General features: G+C 66.1%; 19 protein-coding genes. All 19 read left to right on the plus strand.

What is annotated here, in order from left to right; genetic code table 11:
* Positions 1 to 17 precede the first annotated feature (17 nt).
* The 19 genes from ispH to leuB all read left to right on the plus strand — a co-directional run bounded on the left by ispH (position 18) and on the right by leuB (position 16,328).
* Positions 18 to 1,007, plus strand: a complete 990-nt coding sequence (ispH, locus tag CFR71_RS01210) for a 4-hydroxy-3-methylbut-2-enyl diphosphate reductase (protein ID WP_206057914.1) — start codon at positions 18 to 20, stop codon at positions 1,005 to 1,007.
* An 18-nt stretch (positions 1,008 to 1,025) separates the two neighbouring features.
* Positions 1,026 to 1,994, plus strand: coding sequence for a homoserine kinase (locus tag CFR71_RS01215; protein WP_110525986.1), 969 nt, complete (start codon positions 1,026 to 1,028; stop codon positions 1,992 to 1,994).
* Positions 1,994 to 2,488: a ribonuclease HI gene (gene rnhA, locus CFR71_RS01220; RefSeq protein WP_110525989.1), complete on the plus strand. Its 495-nt coding sequence runs from the start codon at positions 1,994 to 1,996 to the stop codon at positions 2,486 to 2,488. The genes CFR71_RS01215 and rnhA overlap by 1 nt, the downstream gene beginning before the upstream one ends.
* Positions 2,485 to 3,231, plus strand: coding sequence for an ABC transporter ATP-binding protein (locus CFR71_RS01225; protein WP_110525992.1), 747 nt, complete (start codon positions 2,485 to 2,487; stop codon positions 3,229 to 3,231). Before rnhA ends, CFR71_RS01225 begins: the two co-directional genes overlap by 4 nt.
* Positions 3,228 to 3,989, plus strand: a complete 762-nt coding sequence (locus CFR71_RS01230; RefSeq protein ID WP_110526596.1) for an ABC transporter permease — start codon at positions 3,228 to 3,230, stop codon at positions 3,987 to 3,989. Before CFR71_RS01225 ends, CFR71_RS01230 begins: the two co-directional genes overlap by 4 nt.
* Positions 3,990 to 4,103: 114 nt before the next feature.
* Positions 4,104 to 4,985 carry a nucleoside hydrolase gene (locus CFR71_RS01235; protein WP_165832012.1) on the plus strand — a complete coding sequence of 294 codons (882 nt, stop codon included), beginning with the start codon at positions 4,104 to 4,106 and terminating at the stop codon, positions 4,983 to 4,985.
* Positions 4,986 to 5,176: 191 nt separating this feature from the next.
* Positions 5,177 to 6,139, plus strand: a complete 963-nt coding sequence (pstC, locus tag CFR71_RS01240; RefSeq protein WP_110525997.1) for a phosphate ABC transporter permease subunit PstC — start codon at positions 5,177 to 5,179, stop codon at positions 6,137 to 6,139.
* The gene (gene pstA, locus CFR71_RS01245; protein ID WP_110525999.1) at positions 6,140 to 7,045 is read left to right on the plus strand and encodes a phosphate ABC transporter permease PstA; all 906 of its coding nucleotides are present in this window, start codon (positions 6,140 to 6,142) and stop codon (positions 7,043 to 7,045) included.
* Positions 7,046 to 7,047: 2 nt separating this feature from the next.
* Positions 7,048 to 7,833, plus strand: a complete 786-nt coding sequence (gene pstB / locus CFR71_RS01250) for a phosphate ABC transporter ATP-binding protein PstB (RefSeq protein WP_408891512.1) — start codon at positions 7,048 to 7,050, stop codon at positions 7,831 to 7,833.
* Positions 7,834 to 7,897: 64 nt separating this feature from the next.
* Positions 7,898 to 8,596, plus strand: coding sequence for a phosphate signaling complex protein PhoU (phoU, locus tag CFR71_RS01255; RefSeq protein ID WP_110526003.1), 699 nt, complete (start codon positions 7,898 to 7,900; stop codon positions 8,594 to 8,596).
* Between the two features lie 161 nt (positions 8,597 to 8,757).
* Entirely contained in the window at positions 8,758 to 9,246 is a 489-nt protein-coding gene (locus CFR71_RS01260) for a Spy/CpxP family protein refolding chaperone (RefSeq protein WP_110526005.1), read from the plus strand.
* 169 nt (positions 9,247 to 9,415) lie between these two features.
* Positions 9,416 to 10,810 (plus strand): signal recognition particle protein, encoded by a 1,395-nt coding sequence (ffh, locus tag CFR71_RS01265; protein WP_110526008.1) that lies wholly within the window; start codon positions 9,416 to 9,418, stop codon positions 10,808 to 10,810.
* Positions 10,811 to 10,869: 59 nt separating this feature from the next.
* Positions 10,870 to 11,214, plus strand: coding sequence for a 30S ribosomal protein S16 (gene rpsP / locus CFR71_RS01270; protein ID WP_110526011.1), 345 nt, complete (start codon positions 10,870 to 10,872; stop codon positions 11,212 to 11,214).
* Between the two features lie 40 nt (positions 11,215 to 11,254).
* Complete coding sequence (gene rimM / locus CFR71_RS01275) at positions 11,255 to 11,812, plus strand: ribosome maturation factor RimM (protein ID WP_110526014.1); 558 nt, start codon at positions 11,255 to 11,257, stop codon at positions 11,810 to 11,812.
* Positions 11,809 to 12,558: a tRNA (guanosine(37)-N1)-methyltransferase TrmD gene (trmD, locus tag CFR71_RS01280; RefSeq protein ID WP_110526018.1), complete on the plus strand. Its 750-nt coding sequence runs from the start codon at positions 11,809 to 11,811 to the stop codon at positions 12,556 to 12,558. Before rimM ends, trmD begins: the two co-directional genes overlap by 4 nt.
* 29 nt (positions 12,559 to 12,587) lie before the next feature.
* Positions 12,588 to 12,986 carry a 50S ribosomal protein L19 gene (gene rplS / locus CFR71_RS01285; RefSeq protein ID WP_110526021.1) on the plus strand — a complete coding sequence of 133 codons (399 nt, stop codon included), beginning with the start codon at positions 12,588 to 12,590 and terminating at the stop codon, positions 12,984 to 12,986.
* A 151-nt stretch (positions 12,987 to 13,137) separates the two neighbouring features.
* A complete protein-coding gene (gene leuC, locus CFR71_RS01290) occupies positions 13,138 to 14,541 on the plus strand; it encodes a 3-isopropylmalate dehydratase large subunit (RefSeq protein ID WP_110526024.1) in 1,404 nt (467 codons plus the stop codon).
* Between the two features lies 1 nt (position 14,542).
* A complete protein-coding gene (gene leuD / locus CFR71_RS01295; RefSeq protein ID WP_110526027.1) occupies positions 14,543 to 15,166 on the plus strand; it encodes a 3-isopropylmalate dehydratase small subunit in 624 nt (207 codons plus the stop codon).
* 46 nt (positions 15,167 to 15,212) lie between these two features.
* On the plus strand, positions 15,213 to 16,328 hold the full coding sequence (leuB, locus tag CFR71_RS01300) for a 3-isopropylmalate dehydrogenase (RefSeq protein WP_110526030.1): 1,116 nt from the start codon (positions 15,213 to 15,215) through the stop codon (positions 16,326 to 16,328).
* Positions 16,329 to 16,381: the final 53 nt, after the last annotated feature.

Consider the following 16,381-nt stretch of genomic DNA (forward strand, 5'->3'; position numbering starts at 1 on the left):
ACACCATGCCCGACCAGATGATTCAGACACCAGATGCCCTCGCCCCCGTTGACGCATCGCCCCGCCTTCTCAAGGTCCTGCTTGCCGGGCCACGCGGCTTCTGCGCGGGGGTCGATCGCGCGATCCGCGTGGTTGAAGAGGCGATCCGCCGTTATGGCGCGCCCGTCTATGTGCGTCATGAAATCGTCCACAACCGCACGGTCGTGGAGGCGCTGGAGGCGCAGGGCGCGATTTTCGTGGAAGAACTGGACGAGGTCCCGTCGGACGGACACGTGGTCTTTTCCGCCCATGGCGTGCCCAAGACCGTCCCGGCGGAAGCCATGCGCCGCAACCTGCTGTATCTGGATGCGACCTGTCCCCTCGTCTCCAAGGTCCACCGGGAGGCGGAGCGCCATTTCGCCGATGGCGGCCCCGAAAGCCGCCATATCCTGATGATCGGCCATGCCGGCCATCCGGAGGTCGTCGGCACGATGGGACAGCTTCCCGCCGGGGCGGTCACCCTGATCAACGACGCGGAGGAGGCCCGCACGGTCCAGCCGGCCGACCCCACGCGCCTTGCCTTCATCACGCAGACGACGCTGTCGGTCGATGACACGGCGGAAATCGTCGATATCCTGCGCGACCGCTTCCCCCTGATCGAAGGGCCGAAGCGCGAGGACATCTGCTATGCCACCACGAACCGGCAGGAAGCGGTCAAGGCGATCGCGCCGGGATGTGATCTGGTGATCGTGATCGGGTCGCCCAATTCCTCCAACTCCCAGCGGCTGCGCGAAGTGGCCGAACGTAGCGGCGCGCCGCGCGCCCTGCTGGTGCCGCGCCTCAATGCGCTGGACTGGTCGGTGCTGGACGGGGTGGAAACGCTGGGCATCACGGCCGGGGCGTCCGCGCCCGAATCGCTGGTGCAGGAAATGGTCGCGGCCCTTGCCAAGCGCTTCACGCTCGAGATCGAGGAACGTACGGTCAAGGAAGAAAACGTGACCTTCCGCCTGCCTGCGCCGCTCGGCTGATTTTTCGCAGCCGATACGATGGCGGTCTATACGGACGTCTCCCCCGACGAACTGTCCCGGTTTCTGGGGGGATATGACATTGGCGAACCTGTTTCATGCCACGGCATCGCCGAAGGCGTGGAAAACAGCAACTTCCTGCTGCGCACCACGCGCGCGGACTACATCCTGACGCTGTACGAGCGCAGGGTGGTCCCGGGGGAGCTGCCATGGTTCCTGGGCCTGATGCTCTACCTTGCGCAGCGCGGGCTGTCGTGCCCGTGCCCCGTGGCCGATCGCGCCGGAAGCACGCTGGGGCATCTGGCGGGGCGTCCCGCCGCCATCACGACCTTCCTTCAGGGGACATGGCCCCGCCAGATCAGCCCATCGCATTGCGCGGCGGTGGGCGCGGCCATGGCGCACCTGCATCAGGACGGGCAGGGATACACGGCGGAACGGCGTAACGGCCTGGGGCCGGAGGCATGGCCGCCGTTGCTGGAATCCTGCCGTGCCCGGGGCGATCAGGTCCAGCCGGGACTGGTCGCGGAAGTCGACGCCGCCCTTGCCGCCGTGCTGCCGTCATGGCCGGGACAGGGGGGGCATCCCGCCCTGCCGCGCGGACAGATCCACGGGGACCTGTTTCCCGACAATGTATTTTTCATCGACGATCGCATATCGGGGCTGATCGACTTCTATTTCGCCTGCACCGACTGGCTGGCCTATGACCTTGCCATCGCCCTCAATGCCTGGTGTTTTGACGAAAGCGCCGCCTTCTGTCCCGCGCGCGCGCAGGCGATGGTGCGGGGATATGAAAGCGTGCGCATCCTGACGGAGGATGAGCGCGGGGCGTTGCCGGTGCTTGCGACCGGGGCATCCGTGCGGTTCACGCTGACGCGGCTGTATGACTGGATCAATACGCCGCCCGATGCGCTGGTCACGCCCAAGGACCCGCTGGATTACCTTGCGCGGCTGCGGTTCTTCCGCGCCGATCCCGCCATGGAGTGGCTGTAATGGAAGAAACGGTCCCCGACGTCGCGGTGGGTGACGATGACGTCGTGCGGATCTGGACCGATGGCGGGTGCAAGCCCAATCCCGGCCCCGGCGGTTGGGCCGCGCTGCTGGTGTTTCGCGGGCAGGAGCGTGAGATCATGGGTGGCGAGGCGGAGACGACGAACAACCGCATGGAACTGACCGCCGTGGCCGAGGCGCTGACGATCCTCAAACGCCCGTGCCGGGTGGTGCTGCACAGCGACAGCCAGTACGTCTGCAACGGCATGACGCGCTGGTCCACGGGATGGGTGCGGCGCCGGTGGCGCAATGCCTCGGGCGATCCGGTGGCGAACATGGACCTGTGGCAGCGCCTGCTCGACATCGCGCCACGGCATCAGATCACATGGCAGTGGGTGCGTGGCCATGCGGGTGATGAAAACAACGAACGCGTCGATGCCCTTGCGACCCAGGCGCGCGATGCGCTGGGTGTGGCCTATCCCGTCCGGCGGAAATGACGGCGCCCGCGCAGGTCGGGCATGCCCCCGCGATTACCCTGCGGGGACTGGGCCTGTCGATGGACGGGCAATGGGTTTTCAGGAATCTGGAGGGGCTTTTCCCCGCGGGGCGGCTGACGGTCCTGCTGGGGGGAAGCGGCATCGGCAAGACCACCCTGCTGCGCCTGATGGCGGGGCTGCTGGCCCCCACGGCCGGGACGGTCGCTGCCGATGACGGGCTGCCGCTGACGGGGCGCGTGGGCTGGATGGGGCAGAATGACATGCTGCTGCCATGGGCGCGGGTGGAGGACAATGTCATGCTGGGCAGCCGCCTGCGGGGGGAGGCGCCGGACCGAGCCCGGGCGCGCGGCCTGCTGGAACAGGTGGGGCTGGCGCAGTCGCGTGCCGCGCTGCCGGCGTCGCTGTCGGGGGGGATGCGCCAGCGCGTGGCCCTTGCCCGCGTGCTGTACGAAGGCCGGCCGGTGGTCCTGATGGATGAACCCTTTTCGGCGCTGGACAGCGTGACGCGCCTGCGGATGCATGAACTCGCGGCGCGGATGCTGTCGGGATGCACGACCATCCTGATTACCCATGACCCGCTGGAGGCCTGCCGCATGGGACAGGCGCTGTTCATGATGGGCGGCGACCCGGTACGCCTGTCGGCCCTGCCGGTGCCGGGGGATGCCGCGATCCCGCGCGCGGTCGATGATCCGGCGCTGTTGTCGGCGCAGGCGGACCTGTGGCGGCGGATGATGGCGGCATGACGATGGCGGCAAGGATCGGCCGCCCCATGGTGACGCTGCTGGGGCTGGTGTGCGTGTGGTGGGGAATCGCCCGCTGGGGGCATGTGCCGCCATACCTGCTGCCCGCGCCCGACGCCGTGGGGCGGGCATTGTGGCGGCAGCGGGCATTGCTGGGCGACTCCGCGCTGACGACATTGACCGAAACGCTGTGCGGGCTGGCCCTGGGGGTGTGCGGGGGGGCGTTTCTGGCGTTGCTGATGGCGTTGTCGCCGGGGGTGCGACGGTGGACGATGCCGCTGGTCCTGCTCAGCCAGGCTGTCCCGGTCTTTGCCCTCGCGCCGCTGCTGGTGCTGTGGTTCGGCTTTGGCATGGCCTCGAAAATCGTGATGGCGGTGCTGGTCATCTTCTTTCCCGTGACATCGGCCTTTTCCGACGGCCTGCGCCAGACGCCGCCGGACTGGGTCGATCTTGCGCGCACGATGGGGGCGTCACGCTGGCGCCTGCTGTTTCATGTCCGCCTGCCCGCGGCCCTGCCGGCGATGGCGTCGGGCATCCGCGTTGCCGCCGCCATCGCGCCCATCGGGGCGGTGGTGGGGGAATGGGTCGGCGCGGCGTCGGGGCTGGGTTTCCTGATGCAGACGGCCAATACCCGGTTCGAAACCGACCTGATGTTCGCCGCCCTGCTGGTGCTGGCGGCCATGACGATCCTGCTGTGGTGGATCGTGGACCTTTGCCTGACGCGGGCGTTGTACTGGGTGCCGGTCCAGCATGCGCAATGATTTTCTTGCCATCCCGTCGGAATGGGGCATATGCGCGGCAGATGTTGACGGATGCGACGCGAGGGGCCACCACAACCCACAGATGATATTCGTGAACAAGACGGAAGCCGTGACATGACCCGTCCCCTTCTTCTGGACCTGACTGGCGCGCCGCAGGATATGGTGGCGCTCGTAATGGCGATGCAGGTTCCCGACATGCTCAATCCGATCGCCGTTACGACAGGGGGGAGCGGGACGCAGGCGCGTCATGCCGCCGATCTGGCCCGCACGGTGCTGCACAGGGCAGGGCGGCCGGATATTCCCGTCCATGCCGGCAGCGGCCTTTCGCTGTTTCCGGCACCCGGCGCGGTCATGGCACAGGCACGCGCGGCGGGAGGGGAGTGTGAATTTCCTGCCCCTGCAATCATCCGCCATGTCATGGCCCAGCCCGCGGACAGCGTCAGCATCTGCTGTACCGGCGCATTGACCAACGTGGCGCTGGCGCTGCTGCAGGAACCGCGCCTGGGTGCCCATCTGCATGGCATCGTGATCCTGGCGGATGCCGGTGGGGGAGCGGGGCGGGACCGCAACATCCATGCGGACCCCGAGGCCGCGGCCATCGTCCTTGCCTCTGGCGTGCCGGTGACGGTGCTGCCGCGTTCGTGTGTCGTGCGGGTCACGGCGGACACCATCTGGATGGAACGCCTGGCGCTGCTTGCCGGCCGGGGCTGTGTCGGCGGACTGGCGCATCAGCTTCTGCGCGATGGCGGGACGGCGGACGTGCCGCTGGCCGCTGCGGTCGCGGTCATTTCCCTGCTGTGCCCGCAACTGTTCGGTGGCCGCCTGGCGCATCTGGCGGTGGAATGTCGCGGCGAACTGACCCGTGGCATGCTGGTGCCGGATGATGGCGGCCCCGATAATATCGCCCCCAATGCCTTTATACTGCACGGGGTCAATGTGGATGCCTGCCGCGAAGTGGCCCGCGACCTGCTGCTGCACGCCGCGGGCATGGCATGAGCGCAACGGCGCGGGCGCGAAATATACCGCACCGGGGAAAAATACCCCTCATGACGCCCCCATGACGGTTGCAGGATGGATGGCCGGTCCAGTAATGGTCCGGGCAGGGAACGCGCCCGGCGGGCACCATGCCCGCGTGTGGGCGGCGCCATGGATATGACGGAGCGCCGGATACGGCTGGGGTCTTCTGTATGGATCAGTCTATGACATCCTCTGATTCGCTGACGGGGGATACGCGCGGGAAAGGGGATGCGATCTTCGCTGCGATCGTCCGTTGCAGCGCCCTGCTGATTCTGCTGGGGCTGGGCGGCATGATCGCGGTCATGGCGTGGGGCGCGCGCGGGGCGTTCGCGACGTTTGGCCCCGGTTTTGTCCTTGATCCCGCATGGAACCCGGTAACGCAGCATTTCGGCGCGGCGGCTCCGGTGTTCGGCACGCTGGTCACGGCGCTGGTGTCCATCGTGATCGCCGTGCCGCTGGCGTTCGGCATCGCCTTCTGGCTGACGGAAATCGCGTCGGCCCGGCTGGCCAGCATCATCGGGATCGCGATCCAGCTGCTGGCGGCGGTCCCTTCGATCATTTTCGGCATGTGGGGCTTTACCGTCATCGTGCCCCTGATGGCGCGGTACGTGGAACCGGCGGCGTCGCATACGCTCGGGCGCGTGCCGGGGGTGGGGGCGCTGTTTCGCGGCGCGCCGTACGGAACCGGCTTCCTGACGGGGGGCATCATACTCGCGGTCATGATCACGCCCTTCATTTCGGCCGTCATGCGCGATGTCTTTACCTCCATGCCCGCCGTGCTGAAGGAAAGCGCCTACGGGCTCGGCATGACCCGGTGGGAGGTGATGCGCCGCATCGTGCTGCCATGGTCGCGCACGGCGGTAGTCGGCGGCATCATGCTGGGGCTGGGCCGCGCGCTGGGCGAGACGATGGCCATCACCTTCGTCATCGGCAATGCCAATCATATCGGCTGGTCGCTGTTTTCGCCGGGCAACACCATCGCGTCGCTGATCGCGCTGGAGTTTCCGGAAAGCGCGATGGGCAGCCTCAAATTCTCCTCCCTGATGGCGGCCGGTTTCCTGCTGATGGTGATTTCATTCACGACGCTGGTCTGTTCGCGCTGGCTGCTGCGTTCCGCGCGGGTGGGCAAGTAAATGGGCGCGCGCGAAACATCCGCCCGCGTGGACGCCCCATGTAGCGGCGCGGGCTGGCGGCGCGACAGCGCGTCGGATGCCCGCAGGCGCATTGCCGACCGTATCGCGACGGGGTTCTGCTATGTCACCACGGCGCTCGTCCTGCTGATGCTGACCTCCATCCTGTATGTGCTGCTGCGCAACGGGCTGGCGGGCATTTCGTGGCGGACCTTTACCCATGTCACCCTTGCGCCGGGCCATGGCGGGGGGCTTGCCAATGCCATCGCCGGCAGCCTGATCCAGACGGGGCTTGCCGTGCTGATCGGCGCGCCGGCCGGGCTGCTGGCCGGGATTTACCTTGCGGAATTCTCCGCCACGGACGGGCGGCTTCTGGGGGCGGTGCGGTTCGTCTCCGACCTGCTGCTTTCCGCGCCCTCCATTCTGGTCGGGCTGTTCATCTACATGATCATCGTGGTGCCGTCGGGGCATTTCTCCGGCATTGCCGGGGCGCTCGCGCTGGCGATGCTGGTGGTGCCGGTGGTGGTGCGCACGACGGAGGACATGCTGCGCCTTGTCCCCGTCGCCATGCGCGAGGCCGCGTTCGCGCTGGGCGCGCCGCGCTGGCGGGTGATCCTGTTCATCTGCCTGCGCGCCGCGCGCGACGGCGTCGCGACCGGCATCCTGCTGGCGCTGGCGCGCGTGTCGGGTGAAACCGCGCCGCTGCTGTTTACCTCGCTGGGGAACATGAACTGGTCCGTGCGCCCGGATGCGCCCATGGCCAGCCTGCCGATCGCCATCTATCAGTATGCCGGGTCGGCCTATCCCGACTGGACCCAGATGGCATGGACGGGGGCGCTGCTGATCACGACTGGAATACTGATGATAAATATCGCCGTGCGCGTTGGGCTGGGGCGTAACAGGAAATGAACGTGGAAAACGTGGAAGATGCACGCCAGGCGTCCGGGGTCGCCATTTCGGTCCGCAACCTCGATTTCTATTACGGCGCGCACCATGCGCTGAAGGATATCTCGATCGATTTTCCCGACCGCCAGGTCACGGGCATGATCGGTCCGTCGGGCTGTGGCAAATCGACGCTGCTGCGGGTGCTCAACCGCATGTATGACCTCTATCCGGGGCAGCGCGCCACGGGGGAGGTCATTTTTGACGGCTGCAACATCCTTGGGCCGGGCGTGGACCTTAATGTCCTGCGCGCGCGCGTGGGCATGGTGTTCCAGAAGCCCACGCCGTTCCCGATGTCCATCTATGACAACATCGCCTTTGGCGTGCGGCTGCATGAACGCCTTTCGCGCGCGGACATGGACATGCGGGTCGAGGACGTGCTGCGCCGTGTCGCCCTGTGGCCGGAGGTCAAGGACCGCCTTGGCGCGTCGGCCGCCGCCCTGTCGGGCGGGCAGCAGCAGCGCCTGTGCATCGCGCGCACCATCGCCACCCGGCCGGAGGTCGTGCTCCTCGATGAACCGACCAGCGCGCTGGATCCCGTCTCCACCGCCCGGATCGAGGAGCTTCTGGATGAGCTCAAGGCGGATTTCACCATTGCCATCGTGACCCACAACCTCCAGCAGGCCGCCAGATGCGCCGATCAGGTCGCCTTTTTCTATATGGGGGAGGTCGTGGAGGTCGAAAGCGCGGATCGCATGTTCACCGCCCCGCGACAGCGCCGGACACAGGATTACATCACCGGCCGGTTTGGCTGAGGCGACGCCGAGACGCGCGGCACGCGCGGGGATTTTTGCATACGGAGCAGGGGAGCGCAGGGTCATGCCCGTCGGCGGCCATACGGTCACAAGTTACGAGCAGGAACTGACATCCCTGCGCCGCATGATGAACGAAATGGGAGGTCTGGTGGTCCGCCAGACCGAACTGGCCATCCGCGCGATCATCGGGGCCGATCCCGACGCGGCGGCACAGGCGCGCGCGCTCGATCCGCAGGTCGATACGCTGGAACGCGACGTGGAGGCGCTGGCCATACGCCTTCTGGCGCTGCGTTCGCCCATGGCCGGTGACCTGCGTGAAATCGTCTCCGCCCTGAAGGTCACGGGGGATCTGGAACGTATTGGCGATTATGCCGCCAGCATCGCCAAGCGCACGCTGCGCATCGGGACGTTCATGACCGAAATCCCGTGCGCCGGGCTGCGCACGATGGCGCAGCTCGTGCTGGAGAACCTGCGCGAAGCGGTCGCGGCCCTTTCCACCCATGACGGCGACAGGGCCATGCGGGCCTGGCGGGCGGATCCGGCGATCGACGAGATCTATACCGCGATGTTCCGTGAATTCGTCACATACATGATGGAAGATCCGCGCCAGATCGGCGCATGCACGAACCTGCTGTTCATAGCCAAGAATTTCGAGCGTATCGGCGACCATGCCACCAATATCGCCGAACGGGTTCATTATGTCGTGACGGGGGAGGTGCTGCCCGCCGAACGCCCGCGCGGGGCCGCGTCGCCGCAGGCATGAACCGCCTTCGGACGCTGTCGGGTTTCTTACATTTTGTATCAAGAAGGCACGCTCCATCGCCTGCGCGATGACATACCCTCAGGTTGTGGCCCCCTTGTCGTACGCCGGGAGTCGGTGCAGGTTATGGGGGAAGTGTTATTACAACAGAGTGGAAGAATGCGATGATCAAGAAGATGATTCTGGCCGCAGCCGTCGTGGGCGGCATCGCCGGCATGGGCGTGGAAAGCACGGCCGCAGTCGCCGCGCCGCCGGCGCCCCCGCCGTCCTGCCATGGCGCCCCCGGTGGCATGCCCTTCCTCGGCCAGGTCAGCCTGACCAAGGCGCAGCGCAAGAAGATCGACGCGATCCTGAAGGCCGATCATCCGGATTTCCATGCCGACATGGAAAAGGAATCCGGCCTGCATCACCAGATCCAGGACCTGCTTGCAACGCCGGGCAAGGTGGACCAGGCCCAGATCGTGTCGCTGCAGCAGCAGATCGCCAGCATCCATCAGGCGCATGAGGCCGAACGCCTGCAGACCGCCATCCGCATCCATGATGTCCTGACCGCCGACCAGCTGACGCAGATCAAGGCCGCGCAGGACAAGGCCGACAGCCTGCATGCGCAGCTGCGCGCCCTGATGGCGCCGCCGTCACCTCCCACGCCCTGATTTCCACGTCCTTGCCACGTCCGCCCGTCCGGGCGCGACATGCCTGCGCCGGTCCGGTCATGTAACCCTTGACAGGGCCTGCGCAGGAAAGTTACATCCACCACCACTATCAGGCACGTCACTTCGCGAAGGCTCGCGCAGTGGCGCGTATTCTTTTGGGGAAAAACCTTTGTTCGAGACGCTGTCAGGCAAGCTCTCCGGTGTGTTCGACGGCCTCGCCAAGCGCGGGGCGCTGTCGGAGGCCGACGTCACCGAAGCCATGCGCGAAGTGCGTCTGGCGATGCTGGATGCCGACGTCGCGCTGCCGGTCGTCAAGGATTTCGTCAACAAGGTGCGCGAACGTGCCGTCGGGCATGAGGTGCTGGACAGCATCTCCCCCGGTCAGGCGGTCGCCAAGATCGTCAATGACGCGCTGATCGACGCGCTGGGCGGCGCGGGCGCGGTCCCGCTGAACCTCAGCGCCGTCCCGCCCGTGCCCATCCTGATGGTCGGGCTGCAGGGATCGGGCAAGACGACGACGTCTGGCAAGATCGCGCTGCGGCTGGCGACGCGCGAACGGCGCAAGGTCCTGCTCGCCAGTCTTGATACGCAGCGCCCGGCGGCCCAGCTGCAGCTGCAGCAGCTGGCCGAGCGCGCGGGCGTCGCCTCGCTTCCGATCGTGGCGGGGCAGTCGCCGGTGGAAATCGCCCGTCGCGCGATGGATGTCGGACGTCGCGAGGGATATGACATCGTCATCCTCGATACCGCCGGCCGCCTGTCGATCGACGAGGCGCTGATGGACGAGGTTCGGGCCATCCGCGCCGAAACCAGCCCGGCGGAGACGCTGCTGGTCGTCGATGCGATGACCGGGCAGGACGCGGTCAACACCGCCAAGGCCTTCAACGAGGCCGTAGGCGTTACCGGCGTGGTCATGACCCGCATGGATGGTGACGCGCGCGGGGGCGCCGCGCTGTCGATGCGCGCGATCACCGGCGCGCCCATCAAGCTGACGGGCTCGGGCGAGAAGCTCGACGCGCTGGAGGAATTCCATCCCGAACGTGTCGCCGGCCGTATCCTTGGCCTTGGCGATATCGCGGGACTGGTCGAAAAGGCCGCCGACACGCTCGACCACGAGGAGAGCGAGAAGATTGCAGCCAAGATGCTGCAGGGCAAGTTCGACCTTGACGATTACGCGGCCCAGATCCGGCAGATCAACAAGATGGGGTCCATTTCGGGCATCCTGAACATGCTGCCGGGCATGGGCAAGCTGAAGGAGGCGATGGGCGACAAGGAAATCGATACCTCGATCCTTGCGCGCCATCAGGCCATCATTTCATCCATGACCAAGGCGGAGCGCAAGACGCCCGCCATCATCAAGGCATCGCGCAAGAAGCGCATTGCCGCAGGGTCAGGGACAACCGTGCAGGAAGTGAACCGGCTGCTCAAGCAGTACGACACGATGTCCTCGATGATGAAGCGGTTGAACAGGTTGGGGGTAAAGGGACTGATGCGTCAGGGCCTTTCCGCGCTGATGCCCGGCGGGGGACGTCCCCCCGGCGGCGGTGGCCGTCCGCCGTTTGGCTGATGGCGCGTCACGTTTCCCTGTGTTTGTGTGTTTTACGAGTTATTTGTGGAGAAGTCTGAATGAGCCTCAAGATCCGCCTTGCACGCGCTGGTGCGAAGAAGCGTCCCTACTACCACATCGTCGTGGCCGACAGCCGTTCGCCCCGCGATGGCCGCTTTATCGAAAAGGTCGGTTCCTACAACCCGATGCTGCCGTCCGACCATGCCGACCGCGTGCGTCTGGTGGGTGAGCGCATCACCCACTGGCTGTCCAACGGCGCGCTGCCGACCGACCGCGTCGCCCGCTTCCTGGGCAATGCCGGCTTGGCGCCGAAGCCGACCTGGAACGAGCAGCCGAAGAAGTCCGCGCCGAAGAAGCGCGCGCAGGAACGCGCCGCTGCTGCGGCCGCGGCTGCCGCGGCCTGAGGCCCGGCGGTAGACAGGCAGGCACGATAGAAGGCAGGCGATGTATCGCGATCGTATCCTGATGGGCGTGGTGGGGCGGCCGCATGGCGTGCGTGGGCTTGTGCATGTGCACAGCTATGCCGCCGTGCCCGAAGACCTTGCCCGTTACGGGGCGGTGCGCGATGAACACGGGAATGTCTGGCATCTGTCATGGCGGGGCAAAGGGATTGCCGAACTGCGTGACGCGGCGGGGCAGGCCATCGCCAGCCGTGAGGACGCGCAGGGGCTGGTCAACCGCAGGCTGTATGTGGATCGCGCGGAACTGCCCGAACCTGAGGAAGACGAATTCTATGTCGCCGACCTTGTCGGGCTGCATGTGATCGAACAGGGGACGGTGCCGCCGCGTGATCTGGGTCAGGTTCGTCTGGTCCATGATTACGGCGCGGGCGTCAGCCTGGAAATTGTCGGGTCGCAGGGCATGGTCCTGCTGCCGTTCACGCGGGCCTGCGTGCCCGTGGTGGACATGGCGGCGCGCCGGATCGAGGTCGTGCTGCCCGACGAGATCGAGGTCCCGGCCGAGTTCTTCCCCGGCGATGGCGCGGCGGAGCCCGTGGCATGACGACGTGGCAGGCGACGGCCCTGACGCTGTTCCCCGAGATGTTTCCCGGCCCGCTCGGCTATTCGCTGGCGGGACGCGCGCTGCGCGAGGGGATCTGGTCGATGGAAACGCAGGACCTGCGCAACCATGGGCTGGGCCGGCATCGCAACATCGACGATACGCCATTCGGCGGCGGGGCCGGCATGGTCATGCGGCCCGATGTCGTATCGGCGGCGCTGGAGGATGTCGATCCCGCCGGGCGTCCCGTGATCTATCCCACCCCGCGTGGTCGCACCCTGACGCAGTCGGACGTGCGGCGGTATGCGTCGGGGCCGGGGGTCGTCGTGCTGTGTGGCCGGTATGAAGGCGTGGACGAACGGGTGCTGGAGGCACGCGATATCGAACAGGTCTCCATCGGTGACTATATCCTGTCGGGAGGCGAGGTCGCGGCCCTCGTGCTGCTTGATGCCTGCGTGCGGCTGCTGCCGGGCGTCATGGGATCGGACAGCAGCGCGACCGAGGAAAGCTTCTCCGGCGGTCTGCTTGAATACCCGCATTATACTAGGCCGGCACGGTGGGAGGGGCATGACGTGCCCGATGTCCTGCTGTCCGGTGATCATGGCGCCATTGCCCGGTGGCGCCATGAAATGGCCGAGATGGCAACGCGGCAGCGGCGTCCCGACCTGTGGGCCGCCTATGCGGCGCGTGCCGGCGAAGATATCTCCCGACCTGCCGGCATGCATGCCGGCGTGGATCGGCTGAACTGAATACAAACCAATCAACCAAGGACCCGATCATGAACATCATCCAGAAATACGAGGCGGAAGAAATCGCCCGTCTGACCGCGACCCGCGCGGTTCCGGAATTCGCCCCGGGCGACACGGTGCGCGTCGGCGTGCACGTGGTCGAAGGTTCGCGCAAGCGCGTGCAGGCCTATGAAGGCGTGGTGATCGCGCGTTCGAACAAGGGCCTGAACAGCAACTTCACCGTGCGCAAGATTTCCAATGGTGAAGGCGTGGAGCGCGTGTTCCCGCTGTATTCCCCCGCCATCGCCGACATCACGGTGGTCCGTCGCGGCATGGTCCGCCGCGCGAAGCTGTATTACCTGCGTGGCCGTCGCGGCAAGTCCGCCCGTATCGCGGAGCGTCCCCGCGACACGACGCCCGCAGCCACCACGGAAGCGGCGGCGAACTGATCCGCGACCCTGCCGTCCGTCCTGTCGCATGCTGGCGTGTCAGGACGGATGGCGCTTTTTCTTGATTGCAAGGCCGGCACCGTTCGTCTCTGCCATGGTGCAGGCAACGAGCCACGGATCCGGCATGTCGTATGCTGGGGGATAGGAACTGATGGTTGCACGTACGCTGTTCGACAAGATTTGGGACAGTCATGTCGTGGAACGTCTTCCGGACAGTACGGCCATCCTTTATATCGACCGCCACCTTATCCATGAGGTGACAAGCCCGCAGGCGTTCGAGGGGCTGCGCATGACCGGGCGGCGCCTGCGCCATCCGGAAGCCATGATCGCCGTGGTCGATCACAACGTCCCGACATCCGACCGCACGTTGCCGATCGAGGAGGCGGAAAGCCGCAACCAGATCGAGACGCTGGAACGCAACGTCGCGGAATTCGGCGTGCCGTATTTCCCGCTGCTGTCGGAACGCCAGGGCATCGTGCATGTCGTCGGGCCGGAACAGGGGATTTCCCTGCCGGGCATGACCATCGTGTGCGGCGACAGCCATACCTCCACCCATGGCGCCCTGGGCGCGCTGGCGTTCGGGATCGGCACGTCCGAGGTCGAGCATGTCATGGCGACGCAGACCCTGCTGCAGAAACCCGCCAGGAACATGAAGGTCGCGGTGGAGGGCAGGGTCGGCCCGGGCGTCAGCGCCAAGGACATCATGCTGGCGATCATCGGCAGGCTCGGCACGGCCGGGGGGACCGGCTACATCATCGAATTCACCGGCTCCGCGATCCGGGCGCTCGACATGGCGGGGCGCATGACGATCTGCAACATGTCGATCGAGGCCGGGGCGCGCGCCGGGCTTGTCGCCCCGGACGAGACGACGTTCGAATACGTGCGCGGCCGTCCCTTCGCCCCGAAGGGGGAGGCGTTCGAACAGGCCGTCGCCTACTGGAAGACCCTCGTCTCCGACGAGGGGGCGCATTACGACAAGGTGGTGGAACTGCGGGCCGAGGAGATTTCGCCCGTCCTGACATGGGGCACCAGTCCGGAAACCGTCATTCCCGTGACCGGGAACGTGCCGGACCCCGCCGATGAACCGGACATGGCGCGCAGGGCGCAGATGCAGCGCATGCTCGACTACATGGGGCTGAGCGCCGGGCAGAAGATCGCGGGCACGCCCGTTGATGTCGTCTTCATCGGGTCCTGCACCAACAGCCGGATCGAGGACCTGCGTGCCGCGGCCGCCATCGTGGCGGGACGGCATGTCGCCGAAGGCGTGCGCGCGATGGTCGTACCGGGATCGGGAATCGTGAAGGCACAGGCGGAGCAGGAGGGGCTGGACCGCATCTTCCTCGACGCCGGGTTCGAATGGCGCGAGGCGGGATGTTCGATGTGCCTGGGCATGAACCCGGACAAGCTGACGCCGGGGCAGCGTTGTGCCTCGACATCCAACCGTAATTTCGAGGGACGGCAGGGACCCGGTGGCCGTACCCACCTGCTGTCGCCCGCGATGGCGGCCGCGGCGGCTGTCACGGGATGTCTGACCGATGTGCGGGAGCTGATCTGAAATGGATAAATTCACGGTCCTGACGGGCATTGCCGCCCCGCTGCCGCAGGAAAACATCGACACGGACAAGATCATCCCCGCGCGTTTCCTGAAAACCACCAAACGTTCCGGGCTTGGCGTGCATGCGTTCGACAGCATGCGCTACAACGCCGATGGTTCGGAAAACCCCGATTTCATCCTGAACCAGGCGCCGTATCGCAATTCGCGGATCCTGATCACCCATGACAATCTGGGCTGTGGCTCCTCTCGCGAACATGCGCCATGGGCGCTGCTGGATTTCGGGATCCGATGCGTCATCGCGCCGTCATTCGCGGATATCTTTTTCAACAACTGTTTCAAGAACGGCATCCTGCCGATCGCCCTGCCGCGCGAAATATGCGACGAACTGATGGCCGATTCCCGCATGGGGGAAAACGCCCGCATCACCATCGACCTGCAACGTCAGGTGGTCGTCCGTCCGGATGGCACCGAGATCGCGTTCGAGGTCGATCCCCTGCGCAGGCGCCTGCTGCTGGAGGGACTGGACGATATCGGCCAGACGCTGCAGCACGAGGACGCGATCGAGACGTTCGAGGCGCGCCGCAGGCTGGACGAACCATGGATGCCCTCCATCACCATCGACTGAACGTCACGGCGCCAGCAGGGGTCAGTTTTTTCAGCAGGGAGCTGTCATGTCCGAAACCAAGAAACTTCTGATCCTTCCTGGTGATGGTATCGGTCCTGAAATCATGCGCGAGGTTGCGCGCATCATGGCATGGATGAGCCGCGCGCGCGGGATCAGTTTCGACATTGCCGAGGACCTGGTGGGCGGCGCGTCGCTGGCGGTGCATGGGGAGCCCATCCGCCAGGAAGTCATTGACAAGGCCCGGGCCGTCGATGCCGTGCTGTTCGGTTCGGTGGGGGACCCGAAATGGGCGTCCGCCGGATTTGACCGGCGTCCCGAAATCGCGATCCTCAAGCTGCGGCAGGAACTTGGCCTGTTTGCCAACCTGCGCCCGGCAAAGGTGTTCGACGCCCTGGCCGAGGCCAGCACGCTGAAGCCCGAGGTGGTGCGCGGGCTGGACATCATGATCGTGCGCGAAACGGTGGGCGGGATCTATTTCGGCAACCCGCGTGGCATTGAAACCCTGCCGGACGGTTCGCGGCGCGGTATCAATACCGAAGTCTATACGACGCCGGAAATCGAACGCGTGGCCCGTGTCGCATTCGACCTTGCGCGCAAGCGGGGCAATCGCGTCTGCTCGGTCGAGAAGTGCAACGTGATGGAAAGCGGCCTGTTGTGGAAAGAGGTCGTGACCGACCTGCATGCGCGTGAATACGCCGATGTCGAACTGACGCACATGCTGGCGGACAACTGCGCCATGCAGCTGGTGCGCAACCCGCGCCAGTTCGACGTGATCGTCACGGGGAACCTGTTTGGCGACCTGCTGTCGGATCTTGCCTCCATGCTGACCGGCAGCCTTGGCATGCTGCCTTCGGCCACGCTGGGCGCCGTGGATGCCAACGGGAAGCGTCCCGCCCTGTATGAGCCGATCCATGGCAGCGCGCCGGATATCGCGGGCAAGGGGCAGGCCAACCCGCTGGCGCAGATCCTCTCCTTTGCGATGCTGCTGCGGTATTCGTTCGACATGCATGAAGATGCCGCCCTGATTGAAACCGCGGTGGCGAACGTGCTGGCCAGCGGCCTGCGGACGGCCGATATCATGAGTCCCGGCATGGCCGTCGTGGGGACCGAGGTCATGGGTGAGGCCGTGGTGCGCGAACTCGACAAGCTGCAGCAGGGCTGATCGCGCCACCCGTATGGCGGGCGGCCCCCGGTCCATCCGCCATGCCGCCCAAT

The sequence above is a fragment of the Novacetimonas pomaceti genome, from assembly GCF_003207955.1.
GTDB lineage: Bacteria > Pseudomonadota > Alphaproteobacteria > Acetobacterales > Acetobacteraceae > Novacetimonas > Novacetimonas pomaceti.

Excerpts from the sequence above, each read along its gene's own strand:
- CFR71_RS01230 (WP_110526596.1), top strand. The coding sequence starts at position 3,228 with ATGACGATGGCGGCAAGGATCGGCCGCCCCATGGTGACGCTGCTGGGG.
- rplS (WP_110526021.1), top strand. The coding sequence starts at position 12,588 with ATGAACATCATCCAGAAATACGAGGCGGAAGAAATCGCCCGTCTGACC.
- pstA (WP_110525999.1), top strand. The coding sequence starts at position 6,140 with ATGGGCGCGCGCGAAACATCCGCCCGCGTGGACGCCCCATGTAGCGGC.
- pstC (WP_110525997.1), top strand. The coding sequence starts at position 5,177 with ATGGATCAGTCTATGACATCCTCTGATTCGCTGACGGGGGATACGCGC.
- CFR71_RS01225 (WP_110525992.1), top strand. The coding sequence starts at position 2,485 with ATGACGGCGCCCGCGCAGGTCGGGCATGCCCCCGCGATTACCCTGCGG.
- phoU (WP_110526003.1), top strand. The coding sequence starts at position 7,898 with ATGCCCGTCGGCGGCCATACGGTCACAAGTTACGAGCAGGAACTGACA.
- trmD (WP_110526018.1), top strand. The coding sequence starts at position 11,809 with ATGACGACGTGGCAGGCGACGGCCCTGACGCTGTTCCCCGAGATGTTT.
- leuC (WP_110526024.1), top strand. The coding sequence starts at position 13,138 with ATGGTTGCACGTACGCTGTTCGACAAGATTTGGGACAGTCATGTCGTG.
- leuD (WP_110526027.1), top strand. The coding sequence starts at position 14,543 with ATGGATAAATTCACGGTCCTGACGGGCATTGCCGCCCCGCTGCCGCAG.
- CFR71_RS01260 (WP_110526005.1), top strand. The coding sequence starts at position 8,758 with ATGATCAAGAAGATGATTCTGGCCGCAGCCGTCGTGGGCGGCATCGCC.
- CFR71_RS01235 (WP_165832012.1), top strand. The coding sequence starts at position 4,104 with ATGACCCGTCCCCTTCTTCTGGACCTGACTGGCGCGCCGCAGGATATG.
- leuB (WP_110526030.1), top strand. The coding sequence starts at position 15,213 with ATGTCCGAAACCAAGAAACTTCTGATCCTTCCTGGTGATGGTATCGGT.
- rpsP (WP_110526011.1), top strand. The coding sequence starts at position 10,870 with ATGAGCCTCAAGATCCGCCTTGCACGCGCTGGTGCGAAGAAGCGTCCC.
- rimM (WP_110526014.1), top strand. The coding sequence starts at position 11,255 with ATGTATCGCGATCGTATCCTGATGGGCGTGGTGGGGCGGCCGCATGGC.
- rnhA (WP_110525989.1), top strand. The coding sequence starts at position 1,994 with ATGGAAGAAACGGTCCCCGACGTCGCGGTGGGTGACGATGACGTCGTG.
- ispH (WP_206057914.1), top strand. The coding sequence starts at position 18 with ATGATTCAGACACCAGATGCCCTCGCCCCCGTTGACGCATCGCCCCGC.
- CFR71_RS01215 (WP_110525986.1), top strand. The coding sequence starts at position 1,026 with ATGGCGGTCTATACGGACGTCTCCCCCGACGAACTGTCCCGGTTTCTG.